Below are 16466 nucleotides of genomic sequence, written 5' to 3'. Positions count from 1 at the left end.
GTGGTGATCAGTTGTGATCATAGGGCAAAACCAGGACAGCAAAAACAAAACCGGCCAGCGCTGGCGCTGGCCGGGTATCGTCTCGAACCGCTGTTCGACGAGGCTTAACGCGCGGGCACCGCCGCCAGCACCGCCTTCAGCAAATGCCAGGCCTTGCCCACCGATTCCACTTCCACGCGTTCGCCCGGCGCATGCGCGCCGCGGATGTTCGGGCCGAAGGACACCATGTCCATGCCCGGGTACTTGGAACCCAGGATGCCGCATTCCAGGCCGGCGTGGATCACCTGCACCTGGGCCTCGCCGCCGAATTCCTTGGCATAGACCTGCTGGAACAAGGCCAGCAGCTTGGATTGCGGATTCGGCGCCCAGCCCGGATAGCCGCCTTCCATGCCCACCTGGCAACCGGCCAGCAGGAACAGGCTTTCCACCTCGCGCGCCAGCATCCAGGTGCCGGAATCCAGCAAGGAACGCACCATCAGATTGGCGAACAGCTTGCCCTGCTCCAGCACCACCACGCCCAGATTGTTGGAGGTTTCCACCACGCCCTCGACGCGCTGGCTCATGCGCTTGACGCCATGCGGCGCCGCGTGCAGCGCGGCGAAGATCGCGCTCTGGTCGGCGCGCGCCAGCACGCTGCCCAACGCGATCTGTTCCTGCACCACGGTGACGCCCTCATCGACGCCGGCCAGTTCGAAACGCAGCAGGCTCTGGAACGCGTCCAGCTTGGCCGCCACCTTGGCCGCGTCGGCGGCTGGGAAGGCCACGGCGGCGAAAGCCTCGCGCGACAAGGCATTGCGCGCGGTGCCGCCCTTGAAGGAGGACACGCGCAGATCGGTTTCCGCTTCCAGTTCGCGGATCAGGCGAATCAGGATCTTGTTGGCGTTGCCGCGGCCCAGATGAATGTCGGCGCCGGAATGACCGCCGCGCAGGCCCTTGATCACCAGGCTGGCGGCCTGGTAGCCGGCCGGCAGCGCTTCGCTCGCGTAAGCGCGGCTGACATTGACGTCGACGCCGCCGGCGCAGCCCATGTAGAACTCGCCCCACTCCTCGGTATCGATATTGATCAGGTACTGGCCCTGCAGCAGGCCGGTGCCCAGGCCCAGCGCGCCACCCATGCCGGCTTCCTCGTCCAGGGTCAGCAGCACCTCGATCGGGCCGTGCGGCACCTCCTCGCTATTGAGCACCGCCATGCCCAGCGCCACGCCTATGCCGTTGTCCGCGCCCAGGGTGGTGTTTTCCGCCACCAGCCAGCCGTCTTGCAGCACCGGACGGATAGGATCCTTGAAAAAGTCGTGCTCGGTGCCGGCATTGGCCTGGCACACCATGTCCAGATGGCCCTGCAGCACCACGCCGACACGGTCTTCATAGCCCGCTGTCGCCGGCTTGCGGATGATCAGGTTGCCGACCTCGTCCACCACGGTGCTCAGGCCGCGCAGTTCCGCCCAGCCTTTCAGATAGTCGCGCAGCTGCTGTTCATGCTTGGACGGACGCGGGATTTCGCACAGGGTCTGGAAATGCTCCCAGACGACTTTTGGTTCCAGTTCTGCAATTTGGGTCACGGAGATTCCTCTAAATCATCGATTCGCCATGGCGGCCACTGCCATGGCCCAACGCGCCGCACAAAAGCGGCAACGCGGAAATTCAGACTGTCGACTTTATCACGGTCGCATGCGCGGCGTCATGTGGGAAACTCATGCCAAAAGCGTCTAATGCGCTGAATCGCTTGACCGAAGTCATGCGCCGGTCACGGGGCGTCGCCATGCTATTTGCCAGCTGTAACAAAGTCGCTATCCTCCGACACTGGAAAGTCGCCCCCCGTCTGTTCGCCACCGCCTGCTCCAAGGCCCGCGAGCCGGGGCGAGACAAGGCAAAACGGTGAAGCAAGCGGCTTTGGACTAATGGCGCATCCGCATGGGAAAATCGCTCTCGCCGCACAAAGTCTCACCCTGCCTAGCAGACTTTGGACAGCATCTAAAGAAAGGTCCGCCATGCACCGCTATCCCGATCAAGACATCGCCGCCATTTACCGGGTGATAGAGCAGCGCCGCGACATGCGCCACTTCCTGCCGGACCCGGTGGACCCGGCGCTGCTGCGGCGCCTGCTCGAAGCCGCCCATCACGCGCCCAGCGTCGGCTATATGCAGCCGTGGCGCTTCATCCGCATCGTCGACCGCGACTTGCGCGAGAGCATCGGCAAACTGGTGGACGCGGAGCGGCTGCGCACCGCCGAGCAATTGGGCGAGCGCCAGGCCGAGTTCCTGCGCCTGAAGGTGGAAGGCATCCGCGACTGCGGCGAGGTGCTGGTGGCCGCCCTGATGGACGGCCGCGAGCGCCATGTGTTCGGCCGCCGCACCCTGCCGGAAATGGACCTGGCCTCGGTGGCCTGCGCCATCCAGAACCTGTGGCTGGCGGCGCGCGCCGAAGGACTGGGCCTGGGCTGGGTGTCCTTGTTCGACCCGGCCGCGCTGGCCGCGTTGCTGGGCATGCCGGAAGGCGCCAAGCCCATCGCCGTGCTGTGCCTCGGCCATGTCGCCGAGTTCTATCCCCAACCGATGCTGGAACAGGAAAAGTGGGCCAGCCGCCAACCGCTGGAGCAACTGGTGTTCGAGGACCGCTGGCGCGACCATTGAGCTGCCGGCCGGCGCCATGCTAGCCTGCGGGGATGGAACACGCCCTATACCGCTTTCTAGAGCGGCACCAGATCCGCCATCAACGCTTCGATCACCCGCCGGTCTATACCTGCGAAGAAGCCGCTCGCCTGACGCCAGGCCTGCCCGGCGCGGAATGCAAGAACCTGTTTCTATGCGATGCCAAGGGCCGCCAGCACGTGCTGCTGGCGGTGCCCGCCGCCGCCGGCGTCGACATCAAGGCCCTGGGCGAGCAGCTGGAGCTCAAAGGCCTGCGCTTCGCCTCGCCGGAACGCCTGCAACGCTATCTGGGCCTGACGCCGGGCGCGGTGACGCTGCTGGCCGCGCTCAATGACAGCGAGCGCCAGGTCGCCGTGGTGATTGACCAGGAGCTGAGCCGTCAGCACGCCATCCTCTGTCACCCGCTGGTGAATACCAGCACGCTGGCGCTGCCGATGGAAGAACTGCTGCGCTTCCTGGACTTGACCGGCCATGCGCCGCGCCTCGTCGCGGTGCCGCGCCGCCAAGCCCCCTCGGACCCGCTCTAGCCGGAACGGCGCCACGGCTTGTCAAGGCCACGGCAGTTCCTGCATGATGGTCGTTTCTTTCGCTTCGCCTGGATCGCAGACTCAAGCATGTCAGACATACTCAACACCATCATCGCCACCAAGCGCGAGGAAATCGCCGCCGCCTTGCGTCAGCAGCCGCTGAGCGCGGTGCGCGCCGCCGCGGAACAACGCAGCGGCGACCGCCGCGATTTCGTCGCCGCGCTGCGTGCCAAACACGCGCTGGGCCAGGCCGCGGTGATCGCCGAGATCAAGAAGGCCAGTCCGAGCAAGGGCGTGATCCGCGAGGACTTCCGTCCGGCCGAGATCGCCGCCAGCTATGCCGAGCACGGCGCCGCCTGCCTGTCGGTGCTGACCGACCGCCAGTATTTCCAGGGCGACGCCGCCTATCTGCAGGCCGCCCGCGCCGCCTGCCGGCTGCCGGTGCTGCGCAAGGATTTCATTGTCGACCCCTACCAGGTATACGAAGCCCGCGCGATGGGGGCCGACTGCATTCTGCTGATCGCCGCCGCGCTGGAGCTGCCGCTGATGCGCGAGCTGGAAGCGCTGGCGATGGAACTGGGCATGGCGGTGCTGGCCGAGGTGCACGACGCCGAGGAACTGGAACAGGCGCTGCAACTGCGCACCGAGCTGATCGGCGTCAACAACCGCAATCTGCGCAGCTTCGAGGTCAGCCTGGCCACCACGCTGAAGCTGCTGCCACCAATCGAGAACGGCCGCATCGCCATCACCGAAAGCGGCATCGCCACCATCGACGACGTGCGGCTGATGCGCAGCCACGAGGTGCACACCTTCCTGGTGGGCGAAGCCTTCATGCGCGAAAAAGAACCGGGAGAAGGACTCTCCCGGCTGTTTCAGAGCCAAGAAAACCACTAAACGGTCGGCTATTGCGGCGGGATGAACGCCTCCAGCCGCAATTGCTCCCGCGCATTGAAGCGCCTGGCGCGCAAGTCGGCCAGCGCCTGATCCCGCCGCGCGGCGTCCAGGCCGGGCGTGGCCTGCACGCGCTGCGCGTCCCGCCGGTAAGCATCGACGCGTGACTGCCACTGCGCCTGCTCGCGGTCCAGTTGCGACAAGCGATCGGCGGCGGCCTGGCCCACCATGCCGGCGCGCAAGGCGTACAGTTCCTGCTCGCCGCCGCCCTGCTTCTTCAGCGCCTCTTCCGCCTCGGCCAAAGCCAGGTGCTTGATCGGCTCTTGGCGCGCCGCGCGCAATTCGGCCGGCAAGCCGGCTTCCAGCGCCTTCAGTTGCGCCGCCCGCTGCGCGGCGCTCAGGCCAGCGTCGGCCATGATGCGCAAGCGCTTGACGGTGAAATCGTCGTAGACGTCTTCGCTGCCAAACAGGCCGGTCACCTCTTGGGCGGAGAGGAATTGCAGACGCAGCGCTCTCATCCGCTGCAAACCCTCGGCCGCGCCCCCCCCCGCCAGCTTGGTCTCGCTCAAGGCCCGCCGGTAGGCGACGTAGCGGTCGAACAATTCCAAGGCCTGCCGCAGGGCCGCGCCGCTCAACTGAGACTGCAACGCTTGTTGCACCGCCTTGCGCACCGCGGATAAATCCCGCTCCCCCAGCGCCGCCAGTTGGTAGTCGAACAAGCGCCGCAGCTCGGCGTCCACCCGCAAGGCGCCGCCCGCCTCCACGCCGGCCCGGCCATCGGCCTGGGTGCCGCGCTGCGATGGCGCCGCCGCCAGCGGGGCCGTGCCGCCAGCCTGCGCCGCAGCGTCATCGGCGGCGGGCCAGCCCAGCCAGGCCAACACGCCCAAGAGCAGCGCGCAGCCCCAAGCCATCCAGGCCCGCCGCATCACAGCCCCGCGTTCTTCAAACGGTTGGCCTGCTGCCGGTACAAGCTCACCGGACTCACTTCGAACAGGCTGACCAGACCAAAGCTCTGATTGATCTCATTCATGTGATTCATCCGGTAATTATCGCGAATCACCTGCCCCAAATGCGCGGAGCACGCGCCGACCAGGCCATCGGTGGGCGTGGAACCGAAAGCCAGGCCCAGCACGCCCATGGGCGCGGACAAGGGATCCAGCACATTGGTGACCGTGGCCGAACCGGTCCATGAGTAATAGCGGATGCCGTTCACCTGGTAGTCGCCCTCGCCGCAGGCGCTGCTCGGCACCCCTTGCGGAAACTTGGCGCTGAAGGCGGCGGAGCCGGCGGTGGTCAGCGAGTCCAGCGCCCCTGCCGGGTATTGCGGCTGGCCGGAAGTGCCGGCGAAGAACTGGATCACCGTGCTCAGCGCCTTGGCCACCGCGGCGGCCACCGCTTCCGACACCGATCCCGGAGGCGCGACGCCGCGCGCGATATCGGCCACCACCGAGCCCTTGTTGACCCCGCCCACCGACGTCACCGACGCCACCAGGTCCGGCCGCACGCCGGCCACGTAGCGCGCGGTGGGCGCGCCCTGGCTATGTCCGATCAGATTGACCTTGGCCGCGCCGGTGATGGCGATGATTTTTTGCACCTGCTGCAGCAACTGCTCGCCGCGCGCTTCATTGCTATTGAGCGCCGACACCTCGGCGATGAACACCTGGGCGCCGTCGCCGCGCAAGGCCGCCGGCACCTGGTAGAAATAATCCACCCCCAGTAATTGGCCGAAACCGAACAAGCCGTGGACCAGCACGATGGGGTAGCGGGTCTGGGTGTAGCCGGCCGCGGCATGGGCCGCGGTCAAGGGCAGCAGCAAACCCAGGCACAGCAGTACTCCGTGTAGCAACTTCTTCATGGTGTTTCTCCTCTAGTCGATGAAATGCGGGCTGAGTATTTACTCTGGTTTTTGGGCCCACGACTGTTGATAGGGGAAAGCCGGAAAAAACACCAGAATTATTCAAACGTTTGTATTTTTACGTAACATATCAACAACAGAAAATACATGAACTTAAAATTCAACCGTCCAAAAGATCAACAACAACGCCTGGCCACAGCTAGCGCCCACTAATGCCCAGTAAAAACAAAACGCTATATGGCTTGCGCCATATAGCGTTTTTGGTTTTCCCAACAGCGGATAAACCGAGATCAGTTCAATAGTCGGTACCCAGATAGAGATAGGCAGTCGGCTTGCCGCCTCTTGCCGTCCCCATGCCGACGAAGAACGGACCGATGATGGTGTCGGCGGCCAGGAACACCGAGCCGGCGGGAATCCAGTCGCTATTGCTCTGCGACCAATCGTTGGTCCCTACCCTGCCCCAGATTTTGCCCAATTCCATAGAAATACCGGCATAAACACCGGACCCCAAAGCCGCCGGCAGGCTGGATGCGCGCCAGTACAGCATGGAACGGAACAAGGATGAGCGCTCGCCGATCAACTCGGAATCCTGATAGCCGCTCAGGTTCAGGAAGCCGCCCAGCGATCTGGGCACCACCAGGAAAGCTTCGTCGTTGCCGCGGTTCAACGCTCCCTTGTTCTTGGCGCTGAGCCGCATCGTCACGCTGCCCAGGGTCTTGGCGTACTCCAGCACGGTGTCGTAACTCGTCAGATTGACATCGCTGCCCCAGGACGGAATGCTCTTGGTGACGCGGCCGCTGAAGAAATAGCCGGCGCGCGGCCATTTCGGATTGTCGAACTGATCGACCACCAGGCTGCTGGCAATGCCGGCATCTCGGTAGTTCGGCGGCACCACGCCGGGAAGCCATGACACCCGCGAGCTGAAATGGTTGTCGTCCCGGTACGCGCCTATCCGCCACTCGCCATAGCGCCCCAAGGCCAGGCCGCCATCCAGGCGCACGCTACCGACATTATTATTCCACTCCAGATTCAGCGTGTGGTCAGAGTTGTAAACCGGCAGGAAGTCCTGGCGATAGCCCAGCGAGGCGGCGGTGAACACCGGGCTGCCTTCGTACAGCGGCTGATACCACTCGGTCTTGATCAGCTTGTTCTGGCCTATGGACACATCGTTGCGCCAGGCGCCGCCGGCGCTATTGGCGTTGCGCCATTCATGCGAGGCCAAGAAATTGAAGTTGCTCTCCCCCGGCGTCGCGCTGCTCAGATTCAGGCCAAAACGCATGAAATTAGGACCGATGCTGCGCTCCAGCGGCAGCACCGTCATCACATTACGGCCGGACACATTGTCGACGCGATAGGTCAACCGGTCGTAATCGCCGCCGGCGAACACGCCGCGCAGCCTGGATTGGGCGCTGCTGACCGGCTCAACCACCGAGGAGAAGGCCAGCGACTTGGCCAATTGCTCCGGCTTGGTGAACTGGCCGGGTTTACCCTCCACCTGGATCTTGTCTATCAGCGGGAAATGCGGCCGTGCCAGCCGGCGCCGCCACGCGGCGTACTCCTCCTCCGACACCGAATAGGCTTCCAGCTGCTTGGCCAGCGCCTTGGCGGCTGCCTCGCCGCGCTGGGTAATGGCCTGGTGCTCATTGAAGGAGGCCGAGGTGTAGCCGTTCAGATCCGGCTTGATCACGATGTCGCTCTTGTCCAGCTTGCGCATCTGCTCCTTGGCGTTGCGGCTGACCATCAGATTGGAGGTCTGCGCCACCACGTCGAACAGCGAATGGATTTCCCCCGCCTTCATCAGCGGCGTGGACACATCGACCACGATCACATGATCCGCGCAGCGGCCCTTGACGTCCTGGATAGGCAGGTTGCGCGCCAGGCCGCCATCCACCAGCAAGCGGCCCTCATCGTCCTCGATCAAGTCGAACAGACCCGGCACCGCCATGCTGGCGCGCAGCGCGCGCGCCAGCGAGCCCTGGGAGAACACCACCGGTTCGCCGGTGGCCAGATCGGTGGCGATGGCGCGGAACGGAATCGGCAATTGATCGAAATTGCCCACCACCCGATCGCGGGTCAACTTGTGGATGTAAAGCTCGATTTCCTGGGAATTGATCGCGCTGCGCGGCACGCCCAGGCCGTCTTTCTTCAGGCCGAAGGTAATATCCAGATAGTTCTTGTAATCATCGCGCTTGCGGTCATAGGGCACATCGGCGCGCACCGGCTTGCCGGACAGCAAGGCCTCCCAGTCGGCGCCATCGAATTCGCGCTCCATCTGCTCCAGCGGCAAGCCATTTGCATAAATACCACCAATCAAGGCGCCGGCGCTGGTGCCGGCGATGCAGGCGATAGGCACCCGCAAACGCTCCAATTCCTTGAGCACCCCCAAATGGGCAAAACCCCGCGCGCCGCCGCCTCCCAGCACCAGACCCACGCCTTGCGGCGGATAGGCGTCGACCGCGGCTTCAGCGCCGGCCCAGGCCGTCTGCGCCAAAACACCGGCCAAGATCAAGCCCAGCAGCCGCTGCCGCCGATTCCCGTGATTGTTATTTGTAAGCATATGGGTAAATAATGAGAATTACCGTTTCACCCGCGCCTGCGCGTGGCGTAAGATATAGCGATATGCTAATGAAAACATAATTTCCTATAAAGCCGGGCTAAATGTTTGACTTCAAATCACTAGTCAGTTCCCTTCTGAACAAAAACACGACAGCGTCCGAAGTGGCGCAGTCAGCGACGCTATTAGTGCGCGATTTGCCGCAGGCCGAGTATTTCGGCGCCCTGGTCGAAATCATCAAGGCCGTCGCAAAAATCAATACCGACACCGAGATATCGCTCAAGGAACGTGTCAAGACCTTAGTCTATGTTGATGACAAGGCCAATAACATCCACCGCCAGCTGTGCCAGGATTATCTGCAGTCCAAGGGCGGCAGCAAGGGCTATCTGCCCACCATCCTCGCCTACTGGCATGAGCTGTCCTCCGCCTACCAGATCTGTCTGAGGCTCTACAAAAGCCACCCCAACGCGGTGCCCGACGACGAGATCCGCATCATCACCACCCGCGGCCTGCACCACCAGATGCGCCTGATCGCCTGGAATTCGCTGCGCTACCTGAAGCCGGAAGGCTCGGCCTGGCAGAACGGCTTCCGCTTTTACAGTCAGGCGGAGGAAAGCGGTTTCGCACGCCATCCGGTCAAACTGTATCTGAACAGTCCGGAAGAATTCAGCTGCGAGCAATTGCTGATCCAGGCCGGCATGCTGTTTCTGGCGCAAACCGACAATATGCTGCACCGGGAAATCGTCGCCGTTGATCAGTTGCTGATGATGTTGAGCCAGGGCATACCGCTGGACAAGCAGCCACCGGTGGAGGAACCCATCTTCGTCTACAATCTGTCGATGCCTGAGCCGCCGCAGGCGATGTTGCGCGGCATGGCCGGCAAATGGCACCGCTATTGGTCCGCCTATGTCATCACCAGCCGATTGGCTGATCTGATGTTCGATCTGGACCGCCGCATTCCGCCCGCCCTCGCCGCCATGGATGGCAATCTGGAGCGCGAGGAATGGGCCATTCTATGCGAAAAACTGGCCATCCGCTGGTCTACCGACGGCGGCAAGTCGCTGCGCAAGTCGGAGCGCTCCCTGCATGCGTCCAATGCGCTGGTCAATATCGGCTTCGAGCGCGTCGCTTACCAGGTCAAGGTTCAGGATGTGCAGGAGCATGATTCCGAGCGGGCCAGCGACTGGCGCATCAATGACATCAGCGCCACCGGCATGGGCCTCACCTTCATCGGCAAGGCGGTGGAACAGCTGGCCATCGGCCGCGTCATCCTGGTCAAGGCGGAGAATCACCCGCTATTGCTTGGCGTGATCCGCCGGATACTGCGTCAGAGCAACGGCACCAAGGTCGGCATCGAGATCCTCGGTCAAAGCCCGGTCGGCGTATCGCTGCTGGACCCGGAGCGCCCGGAGTCGCCGCCGTCCACCGCGATCTACATCACCCAGCCCAATTCGCGCAAGGGCCAGCGTTGCTTCTTGATGCCCAAGGCCTTGACCCAGCCGGACAAGCAACTGGTACTGGCGGCGCAGGGCAAGTCCTACCAGATCCGCCTCAAGACGCCGCAGCATGAGTACGAGGATTGCAGCCACAGCGACTTCGACACCCTGTCCAAAGTCGACTGAGGCGCAATAAAAAACCGGCTCACCATCGCGAGCCGGTTTTTTTGCGTCGAAAAAACGCGTCTTACAGCACTTCGATGATGCCGGCTGCGCCCATGCCGGTGCCGATGCACATGGTCACCATGCCGTAACCCTTCTGGCCGGCATCGCGCATGCCGTGCACCAGGGTGGCGGTGCGGATGGCGCCGGTGGCGCCCAGCGGGTGACCCAGGGCGATCGCGCCGCCATGCGGGTTGACCTTGGAAGTGTCCAGGTTCAGATCGCGGATCACCGCCAGCGCCTGAGCCGCGAACGCTTCGTTCAGCTCGATCCACTTCAGATCGTCCTGCTGCAGGCCAGCTTGCTTCAGCGCGGCCGGGATCGCCTCTTTCGGGCCTATGCCCATGATTTCCGGCGGCACGCCCTTGACCGCGAAAGTCACATAGCGACCCAGCGGCGTCAGGTTGAACTCCTTGAGCACGCGCTCGGACACCAGAATCACCGCGCCGGCGCCATCGGACATCTGCGAGGAGTTGCCTGCGGTCACCGAACCCTTGGCGTCGAATACCGTCTTCAGCTTGGCCAGGCCTTCCAGCGTGGTTTCGCGACGCGGGCCTTCATCGGTGTCCAGCACCCGCTTCTTGACCAGCACTTCGCCGGTTTCCAGATTAGGCGTGCGGTAGATCGCTTCCAGCGGCGTGATCTCGCTCTTGAACTTGCCGCCGTCGATCGCGGCCAGCGCGCGGCGATGCGACTCCACCGCGAACGCGTCCTGATCTTCACGCGACACGCCCCATTGCTGCGCCACTTTCTCGGCGGTCAGGCCCATGCCGTAAGCGATGCCGTAGTTCTCATCCTTGCTGAAGATTTCCGGATTCAGCGACACCTTGTTGCCCATCATCGGCACCAGGGACATCGACTCGGAACCCGCGGCGATCACCACGTCGGCCTCGCCCAGGCGGATGCGGTCGGCGGCCATCTGCACCGCGTTGATGCCGGACGAGCAGTAACGGTTGATGGTGATGCCGCCCACGGTGTCGGGCAGACCGGCCAGCAGCACGCCGATGCGCGCCATGTTCAGACCCTGCTCCGCTTCCGGAAACGCGCAACCCACCACGCAATCGGAAATCAGCTTGGGATCCAGGTTCGGCACCTGGGCCAGCGCGCCGGTGATCACATGCGCCAGCATGTCGTCCGGACGCACATTGCGCATCATGCCGCGCGGCGCCTTGCCCACCGGCGTGCGGGTGGCGGCGACGATGTAGGCTTCTTGTACTTGTTTGCTCATTTTTGATTCTCCTGTCGGCGGCCTGATCCGCGCTACGGCGATCAGGCGGCCTTTCATCTGGCTATTGGCCGTGCTTGCGGGAGGATTCGTCGCGAGCGGGCCGAGATCGAAGCGAGAAGCGCAGCCGTACATGCGGTACGGCGAGCATCGCAGCATTCGATATCGGCGCGCGCAGCAGAATCATCCCCAAGCACTTAGTTGCGCAGCGGCTTACCGGTGGTCAACATATTGGCAATGCGATCCTGGGTCTTGGAGTTCTTCAGCAAGGTCATGAAGGCCTTGCGTTCCAGGTCCAGAATCCACTGCTCGTTGACCAGGGTGCCGGCTTCGATGTCGCCGCCGGTCATCACGTCGGCGATCAGGCCGGCGATGAAGAAGTCATGCTTGGAAATGAAGTTGCCTTCCAGCATGTTCACCAACTGGCCCTTGATCGACGCGGCGCCGCTGCGGCCGGCCACCGGGAAGCCCTTGACCTTGAGCGGCGGACGATAGCCGGCCTCGGCCAGCGCGATCGCCTGCTGTTTGGCCACGTGCAGCAGCTCGTAGGCGTTGAACACCACCGGGTCGCCGTTGCGGAAGAAGCCGATTTCCTGCGCCTCGAAGCCGCTGGTGGCCACTTTGGCGGTGGCGATGGCCATGAAGTAGTCCTTCAGCGCGGCCAGCACATCGCCGCGCGCTTCCTGAGCGGCGCGCAGCGCGAACTCCTTGCAACCGCCGCCGCCCGGCAGCAGGCCAACGCCCACTTCCACCAGGCCGACATAGGATTCCAGCGCCGCCACGGTCTTGTCGCAGTGCATCGCGAATTCGCAGCCGCCGCCGAACACATAGCCCTGGGTCGCCGCCACCGTCGGTACCTGGCAATAGCGCAGGCGCATCGAGGTTTCCTGGAAGCGGCGCACCGTCGCGTCGATCGCGTCCCAATCGCCCATCATGAAGGCCGGCATCATAGACTGCAGATCGGCGCCAACGGAGAACGGCTCCTCGGTCTGCCAGATCACCAAGCCCTTGAAGCGGTCTTCGGCGATGTCGATGGCCTTGTTCAAGCCCTCGATCACGGCCGGGCCGATCGCGTGCGCCTTGCTCTTGAACGACACCACCAATACTTCGTCGCCGGTGGTGAAGGCGCGCACGCCCTCGTTCTCGAACACGGTTTCGCCCAGCGGCGCCGCCGCCTCGCCCAGCACCTTGGCCGGCGCCAGCTGACGCTGGTACACGTCCAGCGTGGAACGGCCCACCAGCTTGTTGCCGGCCGGATCGAAGGAACCTTCGGCGAAGTGCACGCCGGCGCGGTCGCCCTGCAGCACCCAGGCCGGCAGCGCGGCGGCGCTCAGCGCCTTGCCGGCTTTCACGTCTTCGTCCAGCCACTTGGCCACTTGCTGCCAACCGGCGGCCTGCCAGGTTTCGAACGGACCCACGCTCCAGCCGAAGCCCCAGCGGATGGCGAAGTCGACATCGCGCGCGCAGTTGGCGATATCGGCCAGATGGTGGGAAATGTAATGGAACACATCGCGGAAACATGCCCACAGGAATTGCGCCTGCGGGTGGCTGCTCTCGCGCAGTTTCTGGAATTTCTCCGCCGGATTGGCGATCTTCAGGATGTCCTTGACCGCGTCGTCGCCCTTCTCGCCGGCGCCGACATACTCGCCCTTGGCCGGGTCCAGCACCAACATGCGCTTGCCGTCTTTCTTATAGATGCCGGCCTTGGTCTTGGCGCCCAGCGCGCCGGCGGCGATCAGCTTCTGCATCCACTCCGGGGTCTGGAACAGGCCATGCCACGGATCTTGCGGCAGGGTGTCCTGCATGGTCTTGACCACGTGGGCGAAGGTGTCCAGGCCCACCACGTCGGCGGTACGGAAAGTGGCGGACTTGGGGCGGCCCAAGCGCGGGCCGGTCAGATCGTCCACCACATCGAAGCGGATGCCAAACTTGGCCGCGTTGGCGATGGTGGCCAGCATCGAAAACACGCCGATGCGGTTGGCGACGAAGTTGGGCGTATCCTTGGCGCGCACCACGCCCTTGCCCAGGCTGGACACCAGGAAGCGCTCCAGATTATCCAGGATGTGAGCGTCCGAGGTCAGGCAGGGGATGATTTCCACCAGGTGCATATAGCGCGGCGGATTGAAGAAATGCACGCCGCAGAAACGCGGGCGCACGCTGTCCGGGCAGCCCTGCGCCAGGGTGTTGATCGACAGGCCGGAAGTATTGGTGGCGAAAATGGTGTGCTCGCCCAGATGCGGCGCCACTTTGTGGTACAGGTCCACTTTCCAGTCCATGCGCTCGGCGATGGCCTCGATCACCAGGTCGCAATCCTTCAAGAGGTGCAGATGGTCGTCGTAATTGGCCGGCTGAATGTGGTTGACGGCATCCTTGTTGGCCAAGGGCGCCGGCTTCTGCTTTTTCAGGCCTTCCAGCGCCTTGAGCACGATGCCGTTCTTGTCGCCTTCCTTGGCCGGCAGATCGAACAGGATGGTCGGAACTTTGGCATTCACCAGATGGGCGGCGATTTGAGCGCCCATCACGCCAGCGCCTAGCACGGCGACCTTGCGTACGTTGAACTTGGTTTGAGACATGGTTTCCTCGTTTTGTTGAAACACAACATGAGACAGGCCCCTCTCGCCTGCTCAGCCTGCTTCAAGGACGGGCGTTGTTCGTCCTTGCGCTGAGTCGGCGGCGCGCCGCCGCTACAGCCGGCACTACTCGGCTGGTCGGAAGTGCTTGTGTAATACCCGGCCAGCCCGGCTCTCTTGCCCGGATGGGAATGCTTTCCCATGCCATGGCGGATAGCCATCAATCTACTGAAAAACCGGCTTGGCAGCCATAGCAAACACCGCCAAACGCAGTCAGGAAAAGTTTGTATTGAAAAATATCAAACACTCGCTTTTCTCTCGAATAAGTCTAACCCAATTTGGGCAAAAAAACAGGGGGTGTTCGATGAAAAATCAGGGCAAAAAGCAGCCAGCCAGGTCGGCCAACAACGCAAGCAGGGGCGAGCGCAAGCGCCCGCCCCTTCACTCAGCCGGACCCCCCGGCCGGATCAAAATCAGAAGCGATAGTTGTACTGCAGGCCGATCAACTGCAGATAGGTCTTGTAGCTACCTTTGACCGTGCCGCCGTTGCCGGTACACGCGGCGCCGGTCGTCGGACTCTTGCCTGTCGGGCTGCAACCGTCGGTGTAGTTCACATTGGCGTTGGTGAAGTTGATGAAGCTGTAGGCGACATCCACCGAGCTTTGCTTATTGATCTTGTAGTTGGCGCCCAGCGACAGCCACAGGCGGTCGCTATCCGGCAGCGCCGGGTGACGGTCGCTGTCGGACTGCAGCGGCGACTGCTCCCAAGCCACGCCGCCACGGAACAGCCAGGTGTCGTTGTACTGGTAGTTGGCGCCCAGGGACACGCGCCAGGTATCGCGCCAGTTCTGGTGAATCACCATATCGCCCTGCGCTGTGCCATTCACCGTGGACTGTTGGATGGCGATATTCTTCATCTGGGAGTTGGCCACCCAGGTCACATCGCCCATCAGCGCCCATTTCGGATTCAACTGATGGAAGAAGTTGGCGGAAGCAGTTTCCGGCGTGGTGACATCCACCTTAGCCGAAGCATTCGGATGCTTAGCTTTAGCCAATACGCTCCCTCGATAGGTTCCCGGGGGCAGTGGCAAACCAGGAATCGGTGGAATCACCACATTACCTTGGACATTGTTAAACGTCCAAGTGGACGTACCAGACAACGACTGCTTGATACTGGAACGATACGCGAGGCCAAAGCGGGTATTCTCATCCAACTGGAACATATAGCCGATATTCCAACCAAAGCCCCAGTCATCACCCTGCACATCCGCAAGACCATCACCTCTCACACCCGCCGCCAACGGGCCAAAAGTCTGCTTCAAACCCGAGGCTGCATCCGCCATCTGCTGCAACTTGGCATCCATATATTGCGCGGAGATACCGAAGCCGAAGGAGTGACGGTCATCCAACTTGAATGACATCGACGGGTTGATGTTGAACGACTGCAGGTTCACGCTTTTCAACGCATAACGGCCAGCCCAGTCAAAACCATAATCCAGCTTGGCACCATAGGGCACGAACACGCCGACACCCACATTGATCTTGTCGTTCACTTTGTGCGACAGGTAGAAATTGGGCGCGGCCACCGCCTTGGGCGCGAAAGAACCGCCATTACCACCACCGGTCGGCTGCCCAAGAATATTGGTCGAGCCGTTGTCGGTGTATTCAGAATGCGGCACGACCAGTGTCGCGCCGCCGGAAATCTGGGTGCCGTCCAGCCGCGACAGGCCGGCCGGGTTGGCGAAGATGGTGGAAGGATCGTTGGCTTCGGCGCCGTTGGCATGCGCGGTGCCCTGACCGGACACGCTCTGCGAACCAAACTGATAACCCGAGGCCACGGCCTGGGTGGACATTAGACCGAATGTTGCGCCCATGACCATCACGGACAGGCTGAGGTGCTTGAGTTTCATGTTCTCCCTCTCTCTTTGTATTGCTGTAGCGTTTTATGATTTAGATGACCAATGGCACGCACTGGTCATATTTGATGCTACCAGAGAATTAGAGCAATTCCACCAAGGTTTTGGAGTGTTTGTTCCAAACAAACGTTTAATGAGACATTTCTGCAACAAGCACGCAAAAAAGCACTGAAATGCGCTAAATATCGCCCAAAAGTCGCGATTTTCCATCGCAATCAACGGCCACATAGGTGGCCACCACCTCGGTGATCGCCTCGTGCGAGCCATCGATGCGCTCCGCCTCGACCGTGATTTTCAGCGTGATGGATTTCTGGCCTATCCTCAGCCTCTCGACATAAAGATCCACCACATCGCCCAGCAGGATGGGCGCGGCGAACTGGAAGGTGTTCACCGCCACCGTGGTCACCGGCCCGCGAGACAGGCGTTCGGCATCCAGGCTGCCGGCCATGTCGATCTGGTTCATCAGCCAGCCGGCCTGGACCCGGCCGTAAGCATTGGTGCTGGTGGGCAGCGCGCGCACGCGCAGCGTCGGGATCCGGACTTCAGGGCGGTCCATGCTTGCTCCTTTGTTATTATGCGCCGCTCGGCGCCTGCGACTTGGCGGCATTTCAGCCAAGCGGCC

Annotated in this window: 13 protein-coding genes; 5 read left to right on the top strand and 8 right to left on the bottom strand. The window is 62.6% G+C overall.

Features of this window, described 5'->3' with window-relative positions; genetic code table 11:
* Positions 1–104: 104 nt before the first annotated feature.
* On the bottom strand, positions 105–1559 hold the full coding sequence (locus VI26_RS19900; protein WP_048411508.1) for an aminoacyl-histidine dipeptidase: 1455 nt from the start codon (positions 1557–1559) through the stop codon (positions 105–107).
* A 429-nt stretch (positions 1560–1988) separates the two neighbouring features.
* Between VI26_RS19900 and bluB the strand changes: the two genes are divergently transcribed.
* From bluB to trpC, 3 genes are all read left to right on the top strand, one after another.
* The gene (bluB, locus tag VI26_RS19895; RefSeq protein ID WP_048411507.1) at positions 1989–2630 is read left to right on the top strand and encodes a 5,6-dimethylbenzimidazole synthase; all 642 of its coding nucleotides are present in this window, start codon (positions 1989–1991) and stop codon (positions 2628–2630) included.
* A 32-nt stretch (positions 2631–2662) separates the two neighbouring features.
* Complete coding sequence (locus VI26_RS19890) at positions 2663–3175, top strand: prolyl-tRNA synthetase associated domain-containing protein (RefSeq protein WP_048411506.1); 513 nt, start codon at positions 2663–2665, stop codon at positions 3173–3175.
* 87 nt (positions 3176–3262) lie between these two features.
* Positions 3263–4069 (top strand): indole-3-glycerol phosphate synthase TrpC, encoded by an 807-nt coding sequence (gene trpC / locus VI26_RS19885; protein WP_048411505.1) that lies wholly within the window; start codon positions 3263–3265, stop codon positions 4067–4069.
* Between the two features lie 8 nt (positions 4070–4077).
* Here the strand turns inward: trpC and VI26_RS19880 are convergent, their stop codons facing one another.
* The 3 genes from VI26_RS19880 to VI26_RS19870 form a co-directional block, all read right to left on the bottom strand.
* The gene (locus tag VI26_RS19880; protein WP_156183977.1) at positions 4078–4977 is read right to left on the bottom strand and encodes a lipase secretion chaperone; all 900 of its coding nucleotides are present in this window, start codon (positions 4975–4977) and stop codon (positions 4078–4080) included.
* Between the two features lie 14 nt (positions 4978–4991).
* On the bottom strand, positions 4992–5921 hold the full coding sequence (locus VI26_RS19875) for a triacylglycerol lipase (RefSeq protein ID WP_048411503.1): 930 nt from the start codon (positions 5919–5921) through the stop codon (positions 4992–4994).
* Between the two features lie 295 nt (positions 5922–6216).
* Positions 6217–8424 carry a patatin-like phospholipase family protein gene (locus tag VI26_RS19870; protein ID WP_197081545.1) on the bottom strand — a complete coding sequence of 736 codons (2208 nt, stop codon included), beginning with the start codon at positions 8422–8424 and terminating at the stop codon, positions 6217–6219.
* A gap of 239 nt (positions 8425–8663) precedes the next feature.
* Here VI26_RS19870 and VI26_RS19865 point away from each other — a divergent pair, with 239 nt between their 5' ends.
* Entirely contained in the window at positions 8664–10097 is a 1434-nt protein-coding gene (locus tag VI26_RS19865; RefSeq protein WP_231581068.1) for a PilZ domain-containing protein, read from the top strand.
* Between the two features lie 61 nt (positions 10098–10158).
* Here VI26_RS19865 and VI26_RS19860 read toward each other — a convergent pair whose 3' ends face one another.
* Together VI26_RS19860 and VI26_RS19855 are read right to left on the bottom strand one after the other, a co-directional pair.
* Complete coding sequence (locus VI26_RS19860) at positions 10159–11361, bottom strand: acetyl-CoA C-acyltransferase (RefSeq protein WP_048411500.1); 1203 nt, start codon at positions 11359–11361, stop codon at positions 10159–10161.
* Positions 11362–11555: 194 nt separating this feature from the next.
* Positions 11556–13931 carry a 3-hydroxyacyl-CoA dehydrogenase/enoyl-CoA hydratase family protein gene (locus VI26_RS19855; protein ID WP_048411499.1) on the bottom strand — a complete coding sequence of 792 codons (2376 nt, stop codon included), beginning with the start codon at positions 13929–13931 and terminating at the stop codon, positions 11556–11558.
* A 198-nt stretch (positions 13932–14129) separates the two neighbouring features.
* On the opposite strand from VI26_RS19855, the gene VI26_RS24735 reads away from it, so the two are divergent.
* Positions 14130–14414 carry a hypothetical protein gene (locus tag VI26_RS24735; protein WP_156183976.1) on the top strand — a complete coding sequence of 95 codons (285 nt, stop codon included), beginning with the start codon at positions 14130–14132 and terminating at the stop codon, positions 14412–14414.
* Here the strand turns inward: VI26_RS24735 and VI26_RS19850 are convergent.
* Together VI26_RS19850 and VI26_RS19845 are read right to left on the bottom strand one after the other, a co-directional pair.
* Complete coding sequence (locus tag VI26_RS19850) at positions 14402–15838, bottom strand: OmpP1/FadL family transporter (RefSeq protein ID WP_048411498.1); 1437 nt, start codon at positions 15836–15838, stop codon at positions 14402–14404. The two genes, VI26_RS24735 and VI26_RS19850, sit on opposite strands and share 13 nt — an antisense overlap.
* Positions 15839–16022: 184 nt before the next feature.
* Positions 16023–16400 (bottom strand): acyl-CoA thioesterase, encoded by a 378-nt coding sequence (locus VI26_RS19845; protein WP_019102937.1) that lies wholly within the window; start codon positions 16398–16400, stop codon positions 16023–16025.
* Positions 16401–16466: the final 66 nt, after the last annotated feature.

It is taken from the genome of Chromobacterium sp. LK1 (assembly GCF_001043555.1).
GTDB classification, from domain to species: domain Bacteria; phylum Pseudomonadota; class Gammaproteobacteria; order Burkholderiales; family Chromobacteriaceae; genus Chromobacterium; species Chromobacterium aquaticum.
Note: the sequence above shows the minus strand (reverse complement) of the source record. Positions and strands in the feature narration are given on the sequence as shown.

What these genes read in the sequence shown, in the direction of transcription:
- bluB (WP_048411507.1), top strand. Translation starts at nt 1,989, where the DNA reads ATGCACCGCTATCCCGATCAAGACATCGCCGCCATTTACCGGGTGATA.
- VI26_RS19890 (WP_048411506.1), top strand. Translation starts at nt 2,663, where the DNA reads ATGGAACACGCCCTATACCGCTTTCTAGAGCGGCACCAGATCCGCCAT.
- trpC (WP_048411505.1), top strand. Translation starts at nt 3,263, where the DNA reads ATGTCAGACATACTCAACACCATCATCGCCACCAAGCGCGAGGAAATC.
- VI26_RS19880 (WP_156183977.1), bottom strand. Translation starts at nt 4,977, where the DNA reads ATGGCTTGGGGCTGCGCGCTGCTCTTGGGCGTGTTGGCCTGGCTGGGC.
- VI26_RS19875 (WP_048411503.1), bottom strand. Translation starts at nt 5,921, where the DNA reads ATGAAGAAGTTGCTACACGGAGTACTGCTGTGCCTGGGTTTGCTGCTG.
- VI26_RS19860 (WP_048411500.1), bottom strand. Translation starts at nt 11,361, where the DNA reads ATGAGCAAACAAGTACAAGAAGCCTACATCGTCGCCGCCACCCGCACG.
- VI26_RS19855 (WP_048411499.1), bottom strand. Translation starts at nt 13,931, where the DNA reads ATGTCTCAAACCAAGTTCAACGTACGCAAGGTCGCCGTGCTAGGCGCT.
- VI26_RS24735 (WP_156183976.1), top strand. Translation starts at nt 14,130, where the DNA reads ATGCCATGGCGGATAGCCATCAATCTACTGAAAAACCGGCTTGGCAGC.
- VI26_RS19850 (WP_048411498.1), bottom strand. Translation starts at nt 15,838, where the DNA reads ATGAAACTCAAGCACCTCAGCCTGTCCGTGATGGTCATGGGCGCAACA.
- VI26_RS19845 (WP_019102937.1), bottom strand. Translation starts at nt 16,400, where the DNA reads ATGGACCGCCCTGAAGTCCGGATCCCGACGCTGCGCGTGCGCGCGCTG.